Annotated in this window: 19 protein-coding genes and 1 tRNA gene; 9 read left to right on the forward strand and 11 right to left on the reverse strand. The window is 70.5% G+C overall.

The genetic code is table 11. The features are described from left to right. Positions 1 to 9: 9 nt before the first annotated feature. From rplV to rplC, 6 genes are read right to left on the reverse strand one after another with little or no spacing between them, the layout of a single operon-like run. Entirely contained in the window at positions 10 to 363 is a 354-nt protein-coding gene (gene rplV, locus KBY96_RS08195) for a 50S ribosomal protein L22 (RefSeq protein ID WP_254978880.1), read from the reverse strand. A gap of 4 nt (positions 364 to 367) precedes the next feature. Further along, a complete protein-coding gene (gene rpsS / locus KBY96_RS08200) occupies positions 368 to 643 on the reverse strand; it encodes a 30S ribosomal protein S19 (protein WP_254978881.1) in 276 nt (91 codons plus the stop codon). A gap of 35 nt (positions 644 to 678) precedes the next feature. Next, positions 679 to 1,542 (reverse strand): 50S ribosomal protein L2, encoded by an 864-nt coding sequence (gene rplB, locus KBY96_RS08205; RefSeq protein ID WP_254978882.1) that lies wholly within the window; start codon positions 1,540 to 1,542, stop codon positions 679 to 681. A 15-nt stretch (positions 1,543 to 1,557) separates the two neighbouring features. Further along, a complete protein-coding gene (locus KBY96_RS08210; RefSeq protein WP_254978883.1) occupies positions 1,558 to 1,860 on the reverse strand; it encodes a 50S ribosomal protein L23 in 303 nt (100 codons plus the stop codon). Next, positions 1,853 to 2,488, reverse strand: coding sequence for a 50S ribosomal protein L4 (gene rplD, locus KBY96_RS08215; RefSeq protein WP_254978884.1), 636 nt, complete (start codon positions 2,486 to 2,488; stop codon positions 1,853 to 1,855). Before rplD ends, KBY96_RS08210 begins: the two co-directional genes overlap by 8 nt. 11 nt (positions 2,489 to 2,499) lie before the next feature. Beyond that, on the reverse strand, positions 2,500 to 3,147 hold the full coding sequence (gene rplC / locus KBY96_RS08220; RefSeq protein WP_254978885.1) for a 50S ribosomal protein L3: 648 nt from the start codon (positions 3,145 to 3,147) through the stop codon (positions 2,500 to 2,502). A 452-nt stretch (positions 3,148 to 3,599) separates the two neighbouring features. On the opposite strand from rplC, the gene KBY96_RS08225 reads away from it, so the two are divergent. The 6 genes from KBY96_RS08225 (at position 3,600) to recA (ending at position 9,131) form a co-directional block, all read left to right on the forward strand. Further along, positions 3,600 to 4,055 carry an NAD(P)H-quinone oxidoreductase subunit N gene (locus tag KBY96_RS08225; protein WP_254978886.1) on the forward strand — a complete coding sequence of 152 codons (456 nt, stop codon included), beginning with the start codon at positions 3,600 to 3,602 and terminating at the stop codon, positions 4,053 to 4,055. Between the two features lie 2 nt (positions 4,056 to 4,057). After that, on the forward strand, positions 4,058 to 5,086 hold the full coding sequence (locus KBY96_RS08230) for an LdpA C-terminal domain-containing domain (RefSeq protein ID WP_254978887.1): 1,029 nt from the start codon (positions 4,058 to 4,060) through the stop codon (positions 5,084 to 5,086). Between the two features lie 20 nt (positions 5,087 to 5,106). Then, positions 5,107 to 6,795, forward strand: coding sequence for an AAA family ATPase (locus KBY96_RS08235; RefSeq protein WP_254978888.1), 1,689 nt, complete (start codon positions 5,107 to 5,109; stop codon positions 6,793 to 6,795). A 120-nt stretch (positions 6,796 to 6,915) separates the two neighbouring features. Then, positions 6,916 to 6,987 (forward strand) — tRNA-Gln (locus KBY96_RS08240). 19 nt (positions 6,988 to 7,006) lie between these two features. Further along, the gene (locus tag KBY96_RS08245) at positions 7,007 to 7,780 is read left to right on the forward strand and encodes an HAD family hydrolase (protein WP_254978889.1); all 774 of its coding nucleotides are present in this window, start codon (positions 7,007 to 7,009) and stop codon (positions 7,778 to 7,780) included. A gap of 193 nt (positions 7,781 to 7,973) precedes the next feature. Then, positions 7,974 to 9,131, forward strand: coding sequence for a recombinase RecA (gene recA / locus KBY96_RS08250; RefSeq protein ID WP_254978981.1), 1,158 nt, complete (start codon positions 7,974 to 7,976; stop codon positions 9,129 to 9,131). Positions 9,132 to 9,146: 15 nt separating this feature from the next. Here the strand turns inward: recA and KBY96_RS08255 are convergent, their stop codons facing one another. From KBY96_RS08255 to KBY96_RS08265, 3 genes are all read right to left on the reverse strand, one after another. After that, a complete protein-coding gene (locus tag KBY96_RS08255; protein WP_254978982.1) occupies positions 9,147 to 9,521 on the reverse strand; it encodes a DUF1815 family protein in 375 nt (124 codons plus the stop codon). A 134-nt stretch (positions 9,522 to 9,655) separates the two neighbouring features. Beyond that, complete coding sequence (locus KBY96_RS08260; protein WP_254978890.1) at positions 9,656 to 9,904, reverse strand: DUF2839 domain-containing protein; 249 nt, start codon at positions 9,902 to 9,904, stop codon at positions 9,656 to 9,658. Positions 9,905 to 9,978: 74 nt separating this feature from the next. Beyond that, positions 9,979 to 11,421: a helicase gene (locus tag KBY96_RS08265; RefSeq protein WP_254978891.1), complete on the reverse strand. Its 1,443-nt coding sequence runs from the start codon at positions 11,419 to 11,421 to the stop codon at positions 9,979 to 9,981. Between the two features lie 59 nt (positions 11,422 to 11,480). On the opposite strand from KBY96_RS08265, the gene KBY96_RS08270 reads away from it, so the two are divergent. Continuing rightward, a complete protein-coding gene (locus tag KBY96_RS08270) occupies positions 11,481 to 12,389 on the forward strand; it encodes a prephenate/arogenate dehydrogenase (protein WP_254978892.1) in 909 nt (302 codons plus the stop codon). A 10-nt stretch (positions 12,390 to 12,399) separates the two neighbouring features. Here the strand turns inward: KBY96_RS08270 and crtD are convergent, their stop codons facing one another. Then, positions 12,400 to 13,923: a C-3',4' desaturase CrtD gene (crtD, locus tag KBY96_RS08275; RefSeq protein WP_254978893.1), complete on the reverse strand. Its 1,524-nt coding sequence runs from the start codon at positions 13,921 to 13,923 to the stop codon at positions 12,400 to 12,402. A gap of 81 nt (positions 13,924 to 14,004) precedes the next feature. Here crtD and KBY96_RS08280 point away from each other — a divergent pair, with 81 nt between their 5' ends. Continuing rightward, entirely contained in the window at positions 14,005 to 14,919 is a 915-nt protein-coding gene (locus KBY96_RS08280) for a fructosamine kinase family protein (protein WP_254978894.1), read from the forward strand. Between the two features lie 48 nt (positions 14,920 to 14,967). Here KBY96_RS08280 and KBY96_RS08285 read toward each other — a convergent pair whose 3' ends face one another. Next, the gene (locus KBY96_RS08285) at positions 14,968 to 15,399 is read right to left on the reverse strand and encodes a CAAD domain-containing protein (protein WP_254978895.1); all 432 of its coding nucleotides are present in this window, start codon (positions 15,397 to 15,399) and stop codon (positions 14,968 to 14,970) included. Positions 15,400 to 15,469: 70 nt separating this feature from the next. On the opposite strand from KBY96_RS08285, the gene KBY96_RS08290 reads away from it, so the two are divergent. After that, complete coding sequence (locus KBY96_RS08290; protein WP_254978896.1) at positions 15,470 to 15,889, forward strand: M67 family metallopeptidase; 420 nt, start codon at positions 15,470 to 15,472, stop codon at positions 15,887 to 15,889. Positions 15,890 to 15,924: the final 35 nt, after the last annotated feature.

A 15,924-nucleotide genomic window follows, 5' to 3' on the forward strand; every position in this document is an offset into this window, starting at 1 on the left:
CCTCGGGGTTCAGGTGGTGGGAGCCACAGCGATGCTGATGTGGCAGGTCTGTTTCTTGATTGCGTAGGCGCGTCCCTGGGCGCGGGGCCGGAAGCGCTTCAGCGACGGACCCATGTCGGCATGGGCCTGGCTGATCATCAAGGTGGCCGGATCGAGTCCGAGGTTGTGCTCGGCGTTGGCCACGGCACTGCGCAGCACCTTGGTGATCGGTCCGGTGGAGCGATAGGGCATGAACTCCAGCAGGATCAGGGCGTCGCGGTAGCTCCGGCCCCGGATCTGATCGAGCACCCGGCGCACCTTGGAGGCGGAGCCGCGGATGAAGCGGCCATGGGCCACAGCCTGACTGGGGGTGATGTTGGCCATGAATTCAGCGACCTCCTTTTTTGTCTTTGATGTGGCCCTTGAAGGTGCGCGTGGGGGCGAATTCCCCTAATTTATGGCCCACCATCTGCTCGGTTACGTAAACCGGAACGTGGGATCTGCCGTTGTGCACAGCGATCGTGTGGCCGATCATCATCGGCAGGATGGTGGAGGCTCGTGACCAAGTCTTGATCACCGACTTGTCGTCGGCGACATTCTGCTTTTCAACCTTGCGCAGCAGGCTGTCAGCAACAAATGGACCTTTTTTGAGTGAACGTCCCATGGCGGATTAAGCGGTGAGCAGAGCGGTGTGGGTCATCAGGAATCGCGTCCGCCACGGCTCCGCTTGGAGGTGCGGCGACGTTTGCGCAGCACAAAACGGTTGCTGGGCTTGTTCCGCTTGCGGGTTTTGAGGCCGAGGGCCGGCTTGCCCCAGGGGGTCACCGGGCCGGAGCGGCCGATGGGGGCGCGGCCCTCACCGCCACCGTGGGGGTGGTCGCAGGGGTTCATCACCGATCCGCGCACCTCCGGACGACGGCCAAGCCAGCGCTTGCGGCCCGCCTTGCCGAGGCTGGTGTTGCGCACTTCGGCGTTGCCGACTGCTCCGAGGGTGGCGTAGCACTCCCGGCGCACCAGACGCACCTCGGTGGACGGCAGCTTGAGGGCCACGTAGTCGCCCTCCTTGGCCATCACCTGGGCACTGGCGCCGGCGGTGCGCACCATCTGTCCACCCCGACCGGCGTAGAGCTCCACGTTGTGAACACTGGAACCGAGGGGGATGGCCGAGAGCGGCAGGGCATTGCCGGTTTCGATCGGCGCCTCGGGCCCGGCCACCACCTGCTGGCCGATCTCCACGCCAGCAGGCGCGAGGATGTAACGCTTCTCGCCGTCTCCGTAGAAGAGCAGGGCCAGCCGCGCGTTGCGGTGGGGGTCGTAGTGGATGGCGGCCACCTTGGCCACGACGCCGTGCTTGTCGCGACGGAAATCAACCACCCGGTAGAGGCGCTTGTGGCCGCCGCCGCGGTGGCGGCAGGTGATCACGCCGCGGTTGTTGCGGCCCTTGCGGCGGTGCTTGGCCACCACCAGACCCTTGACGCGATCGCGGCCGGTGATCTCAGCAAAGTTGCTGGCCACGCGGGTGCGGGTGCCTGGGGTGATGGGGCGGTAGTTGCGGATTGCCATGTGATGTCAGATCCCTCAGGACTCGGGGAACAGCTGGATGGCGTCGCCTTCTGCCAGGCGCACCACGGCCTTTTTCACCTGGGCGCGCTTGCCGGCGAAACGGCCGACGCGGCGGGTGCGGCGCGGTGGATTCATGGTGCTGACGCCCACCACCTTGACCTCGAAGAGTTCTTCGATGGCTGCCTTGATGTCGGGCTTGGCGGCCCGGTGGTCTACCTCGAAGGTGTACTGGTTGAGCTCGAGGGCCTGGGTGGCCTTCTCGGTGATCAGCGGCCGACGGATGACATCCGCGAGACGCCCTGCAAAACGCTCACTCATCGCCGTAGACCTCCTGAATCTTCGCGAGTGCCTGCTCGCTCACCACAAGGTGGTTGGCGTGCAGCAGATCGAACACGTTGAGTTGATCAGCGGCGATCAACTTCACCTTCTCGAGGTTGCGCACCGAGCGGCGCACCACCTCGCTGGGACTGTCGAGCACCAGCAGCACCTTGGCGCCGGCTTCGATGCCGAAGCGGGCCAGGGCGGCGGTGATTTCCTTGGTTTTGGGGCTGTCGAGGGACGCGCCGAAGTCCTTCACCACCGTGATGGCGTCGACGCGGCTCATCAGGGCCGTGCGCAGGGCCAGGCGACGCTCCTTGCGGTTCATCGCCAGGCTGTAATCGCGCGGCTTGGGCCCGAAGATCACCCCGCCGCCGGGCCGCAGGGGTGTGCGGATCGAGCCCTGGCGGGCGCGGCCGGTGCCCTTCTGTTTGTAGGGCTTGCGGCCGCCGCCGGCCACCTCCGCCCGGGTGAGGGTGCTGGCCGTGCCCTGGCGGGCGTTGGCCAGCTGCCGCACAACAGCCCGCTGCACCAGGTCGGCGGCGGAGCTCTCCTTGGCGACTTTGAGGGTGAGGTCGGTCTTGCCGGCCTCTTTGCCCTGCCAGTCGCGGATGTCACAAGTAGCCATGGTTTTGCTCCTCAGTTGCCGCTCTTGGCGCCCACCCGGTTTGCCGGGCAGATGTTGAGCAGGGCGCCGGGCTTGCCGGGCACCGAGCCCTTCACCACCAGCAGATTGCGCTCGGGATCCACCTTGAGAATGGTGAGGCCGCGGGTGGTGATCTGCTTGCCGCCATAGCGGCCGGCCATGCGCTTGCCGGGATACACGCGGCCGGGGGTCGTGCCGGCCCCGGTGGAGCCCGGCAGTCGGTGGTTCTTGGAGCCGTGGCTCATCGGACCGCGGCTGAACCCGTGGCGCTTCTGATAGCCGGAGAAACCCCGACCCATGCTGTCGCCGCTCACATCCACCTTCTGGCCGGGCTCGAACGCGCCCACCGTCACGGGGGCGCCTAGCTCGAGACCGTCGAGGCTCTCGACCCGATACTCCTTGAAGTGGCGCAGGAGTTCATCGCCCGACTTGGCCAGGTGGCCGCGGGAGGGCTTGTTGACGAGCTTCTCGCGCACTTCGCCGAAGCCAAGTTGCACGGCGGTGTAGCCGTCGGTGCTGCTGGATTTGAGCTGGGTGACGCGGCAGGGACCCGCCTCGATCAGGGTGACCGGGATGGACCTGCCCTCGTCGTCGAAGAACTGGGACATGCCCAGTTTCTTCCCAAGAATGCCGATGGACATGGGAGGGAGGTGAAGCGCCAGCTGGACATCCGGTGGTTCCCGAATCCCGGACGGGTCCGGGCTCCGGGGGGAAGCCGGAGGGCTGCAGCAGTCGTGATGGTCGAGCTTGGCCTTGGTGGCCGCATGGGACTGACCAGTCAGGCCCGATGCGCAATCCAGGGAGCTAGCGAGACGGATCAGGACCCGTTCAGCGGCGGCTGGGACTTTCCTGGACCGGACCGCTGGACGCGGCGCGTTCAAGAAGTTTCCCGACGGGGCGAGTGAAGGCCCAACCCGTGTAGCCGGAGAAGATCACCACCACTGGTGATCTGGTGTCAGGATCTGGAGGCCCGGCTAGCGGACGGGCACAGATGTCTGGCACAGCGAATAAATGTACCCCATGGGGGGTACACCCTCCCCTCGCTCGCCTTGGCGCTGCTGCTGTCAGACTTCACCCAGCCATCCAGCACACGATGCCGCTGCTGCTCTCCGGCCGGGGCTTTCGCCAGGAGCTCGAGCGCGCCGGCGCCCTGGCCCTGTTCGCCCCCCTTGAGGGCGGCGCCGAAACCCGCCTGATGCGGCGTTTGCGCGCCGCTGGCTACCGGGCCCAGCTCACCTCCGCCCGCGGGCTGGGTGATCCGGAGGCCTTCCTGTTTCAGCTGCACGGGGTGCGTCCCCCCCACCTGGGGCACCAGAGCGTGGGCCGCGGTGCCGCCGTGGGCGAGGCCTACCGGGTGATGCCCCAGCTCGGCGCCCTGCTGGAGGGCAATCAGCCGATGCTGCTCTGGCTGCTGGAGGGGCAGGTGCTCTCCTCCGCTGAGCTGGCCTCGCTGGTGGCCCTCACCCGCCGGGAACCCAGGCTGCGGGTGGTTGTGGAAATGGGAGGTGCCCGGTCTTTGCGCTGGCAGCCCCTCAGCGAGCTGATTTGATCTTGCCGGGCCGGATTCCGGCCCCTCCGCTGCCACCGGAGGCCGCCCTGGCCAGCGGTCGCTGGGTGAAGTGGATTGCCGGTGCCAGCAACCAGGATCTGGCGGCAATCGAAGATCTGGCTGGGATCTATGCCCTCGCCGGCGCCCACTGTCTGGATCTGGCCGCCGATGCGGCGGCGGTGGCGGCGGCGCGGCGGGGGGTGGCCTGGGCTGTGGTCCACGGGGCAGCGCGGCCCTGGCTGATGGTGAGCCTCAGCGATGGCGAGGATCCCCACTTCCGCAAGGCCTGGTTCGATCCGTCCCGCTGTCCACCCAGCTGTCCGCGGCCCTGTGAGCGGGTCTGTCCGGCCCTGGCCATCGGTGAGCAGGCCGCCGGGGCGCCGGGGGTGTTGGCGGAGCGCTGCTACGGCTGCGGCCGCTGCCTGCCCGCCTGCCCGCTGGGGTTGATTGAGGAGCGCTCGCGGGTGCTGGAACCCGAGGCGGTGGCTCCGCTGCTGGCCGAGCTGAGGCCCGAGGCGGTGGAGCTGCACACCAGGCCTGGCCGCCAGCGGGCCTTCGAGCAGCGCCTTGATCAGCTGCTGGCCAGCGGCCTGTCCCTGCGACGGGTGGCCGTGAGCGCCGGCGCCGAGGTGTCCACAGCGGAGCTCTGGCAGCGCTTTGCCGCCCTGCGCGCGCGCGGCTTGCGCCCGCTGTGGCAGCTGGACGGGAGGCCGATGAGTGGAGATGTGGGCGATGGCACCGCCCGGGCGGCGGTGGCCCTGCTGGCCCGGCGCCGGCAGCGCATGCCGCCAGGACCGCTGCAGCTGGCCGGGGGCACCAACGCCCGCAGCCTGCCGCTGCTGGAGGCCACGCCGGCCCTGGCCCGTGCCTGCGCCGGCGTGGCCTTCGGTGGGGTGGCGCGCCGCCTGCTGCAGCCGCTGCTGCTGCAGGGCCAGAACCGCGGGGGGACGTTGCGCCACGATTCCGAGCTGCAGCCCCGGGCCCTGGAACTGGCACGGTCGCTGCTGCGGCCCTGGCTAGAACGGACCTGATCCACCCAGGGGTTCCCCCGGTGTCAACGCAGCAGTCACCCCAGCGCATCACCGACGATCTCGATCGGCTGCTGGCGGTGCTCCCGGCTGCGGTGGCGGCGGCCCTGCCCAGCGGCCAGGAGCGTGACCAGCTGCTGGAGGTGGTGCTGGATCTGGGCCGGGTGCCCGAAGCCCGTTACCCCGGCCGGGCGGTGGAGCTGGGTGATCGGCCCATCGAGCGCGGCGACCTGGCCGCGGTGGTGGAACGCCTGGGCGCCTTCGGCGGCGACAACCGGGCCGGTATCGAGCGCACGCTGCACCGCATCAGCGCCATCCGCAACCGCGCCGGTGAGATCGTGGGCCTCACCTGCCGGGTGGGTCGGGCCGTGTTCGGCACCGTGGCGATGGTGCGCGACCTGCTTGATGCCGGCCAGTCGCTGCTGCTGATGGGCCGGCCCGGGGTGGGCAAGACCACGGCCCTGCGTGAGATCGCCCGGGTGCTGGCCGATGAGCTGGGCAAGCGGGTGGTGGTGATCGACACCAGCAATGAAATCGCCGGCGACGGCGACATTCCCCATCCCGCGATCGGCCGCGCCAGGCGCATGCAGGTGGCCCGGCCGGAGCTGCAGCACCAGGTGATGATCGAGGCCGTGGAGAACCACATGCCCGAGGTCATCGTGATCGATGAGATCGGAACCGAGCTGGAGGCCCTGGCAGCCCGCACCATCGCCGAGCGGGGCGTGGTGCTGGTGGCCACCGCCCATGGCAACGCGCTCGACAACCTGATCAAGAACCCCACCCTCAGCGATCTGGTGGGGGGCATCCAATCGGTGACTCTGGGGGATGACGAGGCCCGCCGCCGGCGCACCCAGAAGACGGTGCTGGAGCGGGCGGCCGAGCCCACCTTTCCCCTGGCGGTGGAGATGCACAGTCGCCGTCGCTGGCTGGTGCACGCCGACGTGGCGGCCACGGTGGACGCCCTCCTGCGCGGCCAGGCGGCACGGCCCCAGGTGCGGGAACTGGCCGAGGACGGACGCGTGCACTTCCCGGACAGCCGCCCGCCCACTGCCACTGCCACTCTCTCTGTCTCTGCCTCTGCAGCCGCCGCGCCCCCTGCCCCGGCGCGCCCCCGGCCGGCGCCCCACCCCCCGGCCCACCGTCAGGGGGCTTTCCTCACTCCGGCCGTTGAGCGGCTCGCAAGGGCGCCGGCAGCGCCGGAGATTCCCGCACGGCAGCCCTCCCCCCTGCGGGTGTACGGGGCCGGCATCGCCCCCCGCCTGCTGGAGCAGGTGGTGCGCTCCCGCTCCTTGCCCGCCCAGGTGGTGGCCAGCCTGGAGGAGGCCGATGTGGTGCTGAGTGCGCGACAGCAGCTGGGCCGCGATCCCCAGGTGCGGCGCCAGGCCCAGGAGTTGGGGCTGCCGATCCTGGTGATCAAGAGCACGGCGCTGCCCCAGCTGCAGCGCGCCCTTGAGCGGCTGTTGGAGCGCCACCGCCGCGACGGCGCGCCGCCGGTCTCTGAGCCCCTGGCCGGCGACGATCCCCACGGCGCCATGGAGGAGTGCCGGCTGGCCGTGGAGCAGGTGGTGCTGGCCACGGGGCAGCCGGTGGAGTTGTTGCCTCGCAGCGAGGAGATCCGCCGCATGCAGGCGGAGCTGGCCGGCCGTTACCACCTGCGCACAGCCGTGTTCGGCCGGGGGGAGCAGCAGCGCCTGCGGGTGTTCCCGGCCTGAGGATTGGCCGCCTGACAGGTGGCCGTTGACGAAGGGCAGGCCGCTGTGGGTAACTGGCTAGGCATCCGGTGCTGCCGGTGCTGGAGTGGCCGCGAGAACCCCGGTTCCGCGTGTCCCCGTTGGGCCGTCGCCAAGTGGTAAGGCAGCGGGTTTTGGTCCCGCCATTCCTAGGTTCGAATCCTAGCGGCCCAGTTTTTCGAGCTTCCACACCATGCCGGACACCCCGTTGCTGGTGTGCGACTTCGACGGCGTGCTCGTGGACGGCATGCCGGAGTACTGGTGGTCGGCCCGTCGCGCGGTCCTGCAGCTGCAGCCCGGCCTGGCTCTCCCCGAGCAGGCCCCCCCCGGCTTCGCCCGTCTGCGGCCCCTGATGCACCAGGGCTGGGAAATGGTGCTGATGGCGGCGGAACTCTCCCGCTCCGATCTGGATCTGGAGGGCCTGCTGGCCGCCTACGACGATGCCCTGCCCCGGGTGCTCAAGGACTGGGGCTGGGGCTCGGAGCAACTCCAGACTGCGCTCGAAGATGTGCGCCGGCAGGCCCTGGCCCACGACCTGCCGGGCTGGCTGGCCCTGCATCGCTTCTTCCCCGGCGTGGTGGAGCGGCTGCGCCGGCTGGCCGGCGAGCACAGTGAGTGGCTGGTGCTCACCACCAAGGGAGGTGCCTTCGCCCGCCGGATTCTTGAGGCGGCGGAGCTGGAGCCACGCACCGTCTACGGCCATGAGCAGGGCAGCAAGCCCGAGGTGCTGGAGCGCTTGCTGGCCGAGGGCAGGCCGCTGTGGTTTCTGGAGGACCGGCGGCCGACGCTCGAGCAGGTGCTCGAGCGACCGCAGCTCCAGGCCGTGCGCTGCTTTCTGGTGAGCTGGGGATACCTGGCACCCGGGGACGCCCAGGACCTGCCGGAGAGGATCCAGTGGCTGGAGCCGGCGCAGTTCCAGCAGCCCCTGGCGCAGTGGCCAGGATCAGATAAAGTACGTGTGTACTAAGCGCCGCTGAGACGCAGGCCCCCTTCGGTGGCACTTGCTTGCTGGGACCGTCAGGTCCGTGCCGGCCTCCTTGGCTCCGGCAGGATCAGCCCGCGGTCCGTTCCATCGCGCCATCTCCATGCCCGCCGACCCGACGGCCGCCAGCTCCAGCGATCCCCGTTCGCACCACCGCCACCCCTCCCCCCACTCCGCCATGGCCCCCACCGGTAACACCGCCAGTGCCGCTGCAGCTTCTTCGGCAGCTGCCGGGAGCGCCGCCGCTGCTGGCAGCCCCGCCGATGCCCGGGTCGCGGCCGAGCGCGACAAGGCCCTGGGCCTGGTGCTCAATCAGATCGAGCGCAACTTCGGCAAGGGCTCGATCATGCGGCTGGGGGACGCCTCCCGCATGCGGGTGGAGACCATCTCCACCGGCGCCCTCACCCTCGATCTGGCCCTGGGCGGGGGCTATCCCAAGGGCCGGGTGGTGGAGGTCTACGGGCCTGAGAGCTCCGGTAAGACCACCCTCACCCTGCACGCCATCGCCGAGGTGCAGCGCCGGGGCGGTGTCGCTGCCTTCGTGGACGCCGAGCATGCCCTCGACCCGTTGTACGCCGCGGCCCTCGGGGTCGACATCGAGAACCTGCTGGTCTCCCAGCCCGACACCGGTGAGATGGCCCTGGAGATCGTCGACCAGCTGGTGCGTTCCGCCGCCGTCGACATCGTTGTGATCGATTCGGTGGCCGCCCTCACGCCGCGGGCGGAGATCGAAGGAGAGATGGGCGATCTGGCGGTGGGTAGCCAGGCCCGTCTGATGAGCCAGGCGATGCGCAAGATCACCGGCAACATCGGCAAATCAGGTTGCACGGTGATCTTCCTCAACCAGCTGCGCCAGAAGATCGGCGTGACCTACGGGAACCCGGAAACCACCACCGGCGGCAACGCCCTGAAGTTCTACGCCTCGGTGCGTCTGGATATCCGCCGCATTCAGACACTCAAGCGTGGCACTGAGGAATACGGCATCCGCGCCAAGGTGAAGGTGGCCAAGAACAAAGTGGCACCGCCCTTCCGCATCGCTGAGTTCGACATCCTCTTCGGCCGTGGCATCAGCACGCTGGGCTGCCTGCTCGACCTCGCCGAGGAAACCGGAGTGGTGGTGCGTAAAGGTGCCTGGTACAGCTACGACGGAGACAACATCGGTCAGGGACGGGACAACACCATCACCTGGCTGGAGCAGAACCCGCAGCAGTGCACGGTTGTGGAGCAACTCACCCGTCAGAAGCTCACCGAGGGCTCTGAGGTGTCGGCCAACTCGATGAAGCCACTGGTGGCTGCTGCCCGTTCAGGCGAGGTGCGGGCCGCCGCCGCCGACTGATCCCGGACGGCGGTCTCAGGACTGGGGTTTGGCTGAGTGCGCCACGCTGTCGACGCCGCCCTGGGCCTCCGCGGAGGCCGGGGCGGGCTCCTGCAGCACCTGGGCAACGCGCTGAAGTTCCTGAATGGCGTCAGCGCCTTCAAGCTTCACCAACTCATGACCATCGCGGGATTCCACCCAGCTGATGCCGAAGTCGGACACCAGGAAGCGAACCATGTGGTTGGTCCCCAGGTTGGCCACAAATGAGGCACCAGATCCCTCGAGCCCCTCGCCGCAGCTGTAGCACGTAGCGGCCAGGCCACGCTTCTGGAGGCTGCCGGCCAGCGCTTCAAGACTGAGCACCAGATCGTGAACGAGACAGCGGTATTGCTCCGCCAGGCGAGGAAACATGGGCATCAAGCCAGAATATTCCCGAAGAATAAGCTTTTCTTCAGATTCTTGTGGGTGTAAATACCCATCCCCACACCGGGCTGTTCCATGTCGGCCGATCGGGAGCGGGAGCTCTCGGCTGCCGCAGCGCTGGCTCAGCCGTCGGCGAGTGTCCACAATCCGACCGCGGGACCGATGAACCGCACCGTGACCCAGAAGATCGCCAGGGCGGCGATGCCGATCCAGGCCCCCCGGGTGGTGATGGCCACGAAGCGATCAGCCTGGTTGCGGGTGAGCGGCAGCCAGGGGGCGACCCGCGGGGAGTCGTCCACCTTGGCCGCCGCGCTCGGGCGGCTCTGCCGTGGGGGGAGTCCCTGAATGTTGCGCCGCCTGGCTTCGCCCATCGGATTCGCGTGTGCTCTGCGAGCAGGCTAGTCAGCCTCCTGGGCGGCTCCTGGCGCGTCCGGCCCTAGGGCTGTCAGTGCGGCAGCAGCCGGCTCAGCTTCAGCCAGGGATCAAGGGCGGTGAGCACCTGCCGGCCCCAGCTCCTGCCGCGCAGCCGTCCATCGAGGATGGCCAGGCGCCCCCCTGCGCGGCGCAGACCCGCCACGGCCAGCTGCAGCCGGGTGAGGCCATCGGGCAGCAGGCGCTCCCGGAACCAGTCGCGACCCTGGCGCCGCAGGGCCTGCACCTGGGCGGCCGTGAGCGGATCCTCCAGGCTGGCAATCGGTAACAGGGCCACCACCACCTGGCAGGGCAGGGGCAGACGCTGCTGCTGCTCCAGCCACCAGCTCCAGCGGCAGCAGAGCACGCCGTTGGCCTCCGGTGCGGTGCTCTCCTGCACCACCCGGCTGCCGAATTCGGCGGCCAGGCCACTGGTGAGGGCCCGGCGCAGTGCCCCGTCGTCGAGCAGGATCACGGTCAGTCCCGCCTGTCCCAGCACCAGACGCCGGCACTGCTCGAGAAGGTGCTGGCCGAAGTGGGGGCTGTTGGGCAGCGGCTGCCTCAGCGGGGCGAACAGGGGCAGGGGGTCGGCCAGGGGCGGATCCCCCAGATCCACACACACCTGGGGGCTGAGTCCTAGCTCCTGACCCGCCTGGCGGGCCGGGCCGAGCTGGCCGATCACCACAGCGCCGCGGTGCTCGAGCAGCCCCTGGAGCACCTGCAGGGGTTCCAGGGGCTGACGATGCAGGGTCCACTGCAGCAGCCGGGAATCGCGCTGGGCCCAGCTGGTCCAGCGCCGGTTGCCGCTGGCCAGCCAGCGGGGCCAGGGCTGGGGCAGGGGCCCCAGCAGGGCCAGCAGCTGCCGCAGGGGGGCTTCGTCCTCCTCCGCCAGGGGCACCAGGCCGCCGGGGCTGGGCGGATGCCGCAGGACCTGGCGACTGAGCCTGGTGTGGAGCTCCAGCACTGCGGCGGCCGCGCTCGGCTGGGCGCGCTGCAGCTGGTCCCAGTGGTTGGGCTCCAGCCGGATCGCCAGTGCCTCCCGGAGTCGCCCATCGAGCTGCTCGACCTCGGGGATCACCAGCTGCCGGTCCGCGAGGATCCGTTGCTGCCAGGCCGCCACCAGCTGGCGGTGGCTGAGCAGCCAGACCCTGGCCTCACCGGGTTCGTCTCCCTCCAGGCAGGGCAGGGCCAGCCCTGGGTCGGCTGCCATCAGCCGCGGCAGCTCCAGCTGCAGCAGCCGCTGGCGCAGGGGTTCGCTCACCACCACCGCCAGGCGGCTGTCGCTGAGGGCCAGGGGCACCAGCAGGCTGATCAGCCAGCTCGGATCAGTGCCCGGGGCCAGGCGCACCAGGGTGTGGTCGCCGCGGCGCAGGCTGCGGCCCACCAGGCGGCTGAGGGTGAGGTGATGGGGCCAGCGCTCGCATCCTTCCCGCTGCAGCAGGGCCTTGAGCTGGTGGTGGGCGCGGGCTTCGAGCATCCGCCGTCAGCCGGTGAGAGGGAATCGTAGGAAGCTGGCCGCAGGGCACTGCAGCAGTGATGACAACACCCCCTCCCCAGGCTGGCCCCCAGTCCCTTGCCCTGGCTGGCCTGGAGGGCCCGATCGGCCTGGTGGGCCTGGGCCTGATCGGCGGTTCCCTGGGGCTTGATCTGCAGCGCTGCGGCCTCGAGGTGCATGCCCTGGTGCACCGTGCCGGCACGGCCGAGCGGGCGCGGCAGCGCGGCCTGGCCCAGGTGGTGGACACCGACGCCGCGGTGCTGGCCGGCTGCCGGCTGGTGGTGCTGGCGTTGCCCCTCGACCGCCTGCTGGATCCCTCCCCCAGCCTGCTGGCCGCCCTGCCGCCCGAGGCGGTGGTGACCGACGTGGGCTCGGTGAAGGCGCCGGTGCTGCAGCGCTGGCGCGGCCTGCATCCCCGCTTTGTGGCCAGCCACCCGATGGCCGGCAGCGCCGAGGCCGGGGTGGAGGCTGGCCGGGCGGATCTGTTCCGGGGGCGCCCCTGGGTGGCTACGCCGGAGGCCGGGGGCGATCTCGCCGCCCTGGCCGCCGTTCAAGCGCTGGCCGAGGCGGTGGGCGCCTGCTGGCTCACCTGTGATGCCGCTGCCCACGACCGGGCGGTGGCCCTGATCTCCCATCTGCCGGTGCTGGCCAGTGCAGCTCTGTTGCTGGCGGCCGAACGGGGGGCCGCCGGCGGGCCGCCGGAGTGGCACCTTCCCGCGCTGGCGCGTGCCCTGGCCTCCAGCGGCTTTGCCGACACCACCCGGGTGGGCGGAGGGAACCCGGAACTCGGTGTGCTGATGGCCCGCTGCAACCGCGAGGCGGTGGCCGAGGCCCTGGCCGGCTACCGCCACTGCCTTGATGGGCTCGAGCAGCTGCTGACCGCGGAGGACTGGCCAGGGCTGGAGGAGGAGCTCGGCCGCTGCCGGCAACTGCGGCCGGAATTCCTCTGAGGGCTAGCGGTCAGGGCCGCAGCTCCAGCTCCAGGCCCCGGCTCGCCAGCAGCTGGCGGCAGGCGGTGAGGGCCGAGAGACTCACCCCCGCCGTGCCCTCCCCGGGGTAGATGGCATCGCCGCAGAGCCACAGGCCCGCCAGGGGAGTGCGGCTGGCCAGGCCGAAGGGGCCGAAGCAGCGCGGCCGCTGGCCCAGTCCGCCCACGAAGCCGAAGGGCCGGCTGGTCCAGCGGGCAAAGCCCCGTGGCGTAGCCAGCTCGGCATGCAGCCAGGCCTCTGGAGGCAGGCCCAGGCCGCGCTCCAGACCAGCCTGGATCGAGCGCCGGGCTTCGGCCTTGGCGGCGTCGTAGGCGCTGGGCTCGTGGGCGAACCAGGGCCGCGCTGGCGTGAACACGCTGGCGATCACCGTGGCCTGGCCGGCCGGGGCCCGGCCGTCACCCTCCTGACTCACCGACACGAACAGGGAGCCCGGACTGGTGCCGTCGAACTGCAGGTGGGTGGGCACGGAGTCCGGCAGCGCCGGCCGCGGCACCGCCCCGTAGAGCACCAGGGCACCGGAGGGATCCCCCAGCCCCTGCAGGCGGCGGCGGTAGCCCTCAGGCAGGGCCTCGCCGAGCAGCTCCGGCAGGCTCTGGGGCGGGATGGCCAGCACCACGTCGCGGGCGATGAGGCGGCTGGGGGGGCGGTTGCGGTCGCTGTTCACCGCCAGTTCCCAGAGGCCGGAGGCGATCCGGCGCAGACCGGTGAGCCGGTGCCGCAGCCGCAGCCGGCCTCCGGCCTGTTCCAGCGCCACCTCCAGTTGATCGCTGAGGGCCTGCATCGAGCCGTGCAGATGCCACAGCCCCAGGGGCTCCTGGGCCACGGCCAGCACCGTGGCGCCGTACAGGGCGGCGGTGCGATCCGCCGGTTCCTGGGAGTAGAGCCGCAGCTGCAGATCCAGAAAGCGCCGTAGCCGCCGGTCGCCGGCGCAGCCGCACAGGTGCAGCAGGTCGGCCACGGTGGCGGCGGCCAGCACTCCCGAAGCCAGGTTGGCCGGCCCCAGGGCCCTCAGCGTCCGCGCCAGGTCCCAGGGGGTGCGGGGCGGCAGCACCGGATCGCCGGCGGCAAAGTGCCAGTTGGCCCGGTGCAGGGCGGCGCAGAGGCGCCAGAACGGTTCGCTGCCGGGAAAATGCTTCTGGCGCTCCTCCTGCCAGCGGCGGGGATCTCGCCAGAGATGCACGGGCTCGCTGCCGTCGTCGAGGTGCACCACGCAGGCTGGATCCAGGGGGGTGGCGGAGGGCAGCGCCACCCCCAGATGCCGGAACAGGCGGGCGTGGCTGCCCCCGGGCTCCAGCCCCGCCACCTGGGTGGCCCCCACATCAAAGGTGTAGGGGCCGCGGCGGAAGGTGCCGGCGCAACCGCCGCTCTGGTGGTGGGCCTCCAGCAGCTCCACCGCCAGGCCTGAGCGGGCCAGCAACGCCGCCGCCGTGAGGCCGCCGATGCCTGCTCCCACCACCACCACATCGCGGGGGTCGCCATTGCGGAGCTCGCTCATCGCTCCCCTGGCCTCTGCGGCGACGGGCAGACTGATCTGTGCATCCCGCCATGCTGGCAAGCCCTCCGCCGCGGGCGCGTCGTGACTGCCTCCACCCACGACCTGCTGGCCCCCTGGCTCGCCGAGCGGCTGGGTCTGACGCTCCAGGGCATCGCGACTGTGAGCGGTGGTTGCATCCATCGCGCCTGGTGTCTGCGGCTGGATGGCGGTGAGAGGCTGTTCGCCAAGACCAACCAGGCCTCAGCTCTGCCGATGTTCGAGGCCGAGGCCGCCGGGCTGAGGGCCCTGGCCCGCTGGGCCCAGCCTCCCCTGCAGGTGCCCATGCCCCTGGCCGTTGGCCTGGCCGGCTCGCTGGCGGTGCTGGTGCTCCCCTGGCTGGAGCTCCAAGGCGGCGCTGGCGATCACTCCGACGACTGGCGGCAGCTGGGGCGCGCTCTGGCGGAGCTGCACCGGTGCAGCCGTGGGGGCCAGAACCGTGGCTTTGGATTCGAGGCCGACAACTTCATCGGCTCGGCGCCCCAGGCCAATGCCTGGCACGCCGAGTGGGCCCCGTTCTTCGCCGCGTGCCGCCTCGCTCCCCAGTTCAGCCGCGCGGCCGCGGCGGGTCGCCCCCTGCGCGGCGCTGCCCAGCTGCTGGCCGAGCTGCCGGCCTGGCTGGGCAGCCATGCCTGTGAGCCTGTGCTGGTGCACGGGGATCTCTGGAGCGGCAACGCCGCCCTGCTGGCCGGAGGCGGCGGGGGCGCCCTGTTTGATCCCGCCAGCCACTGGGCCGACCGCGAGGTGGACCTGGCCATGGTTCGCCTGTTCGGCGGCTTTCCGCAGGCTTTCTTCGCCGGCTACGAGGACGTCTGGACGCTGCCGCACGGGGCCGCACAGCGGTTGCCCCTGTACAACCTCTACCACCTGCTCAACCACGCCAATCTGTTCGGGGGCAGCTACTGGAGCCAGAGCCAGGCCAGCCTCGATGCCCTGCTGCGAGCAGGGCCGCCGGGTTGAGCGGCGGCGTGTGGGGCGTGCTGTTGACGTTCAGCCCGAATCGTGCGTTCAGCCCAGATAGTCAGAGCGCAGGTTCTGGATGCGGGACATCACGGCCTGGCGCTTCTCGCCGGTGGTGAGATTCTTCCAGCTCCACTGGCCCACCACCACCAGACCGAGCAACTCCAGCAGCCCGGGCACGATCGGCAGCAGGTTGATGGTGTCGAGCACGCCCTTGATCAGCACCTGGGCCACGATCACCACCACCAGGATGCCCAGAACCTTGCCGATGCGGCCCATCTGGCTCCAGTCCACCTGATCGAGCAGCTCGTTCACACGGCCGAGGATTTCGCTGTAGCGCTCGCTGAAGCCAGCACCGGCATCCGCACCGGGCCCGGGGCTGAGACTGGCCTCCACGGCGGCGGCCGCATCACTGACGACACTGCTTTCGGCAGCGGTTTCGGCAGCGCTTTCGGCCGCGGTGGAGGGGGTGTCGCTCATGGGCCCGGATCGCACAGAACTGGACAATGGTTCATAAGGTATCGGGGTGGCCCGCTTTGCGCCAACTGCTGTGGCCTCGCCGCCAGGTCTGCGTGACCAGCTGCAGCGGTTGTTGTCGCTGGCCGCTCCCGATGAGGGTTGCGCTCTGCTCCTGGGCGAGAGGCCCGAGGCGGAAGGGCTCTGGCGGCTCCGTGGGCTGTGGCCCTGCCTCAACGACTGGCCTCAGCCGGCCGAGCGGCAACGGCGCTTTGCGATCGATCCACGCGAGCAGCTGCTGGCCCAGCGCTGGGGCCGGACCCGTGGCCTGGAGGTGCTGGGCCATGCCCACAGCCACCCCCACAGCCTTCCCGAGCCCTCGGCCACCGACCGGCGTCTGTGCGTGACGCCGGCGCTGATGCTGATCCAGGGCCCCCGGGGCGAGCAGCGCCTCTGGTGGCTGGCCGACGACAGCCCTTCAGTTCTGCCCGTGCCGTGGAGAATGGACGGATGATCCGGCCCGCGGCGCCCGCGGCCACGGCATTCCCC

This window comes from Cyanobium sp. ATX 6A2 (assembly GCF_024346355.1).
Lineage (GTDB): Bacteria > Cyanobacteriota > Cyanobacteriia > PCC-6307 > Cyanobiaceae > NIES-981.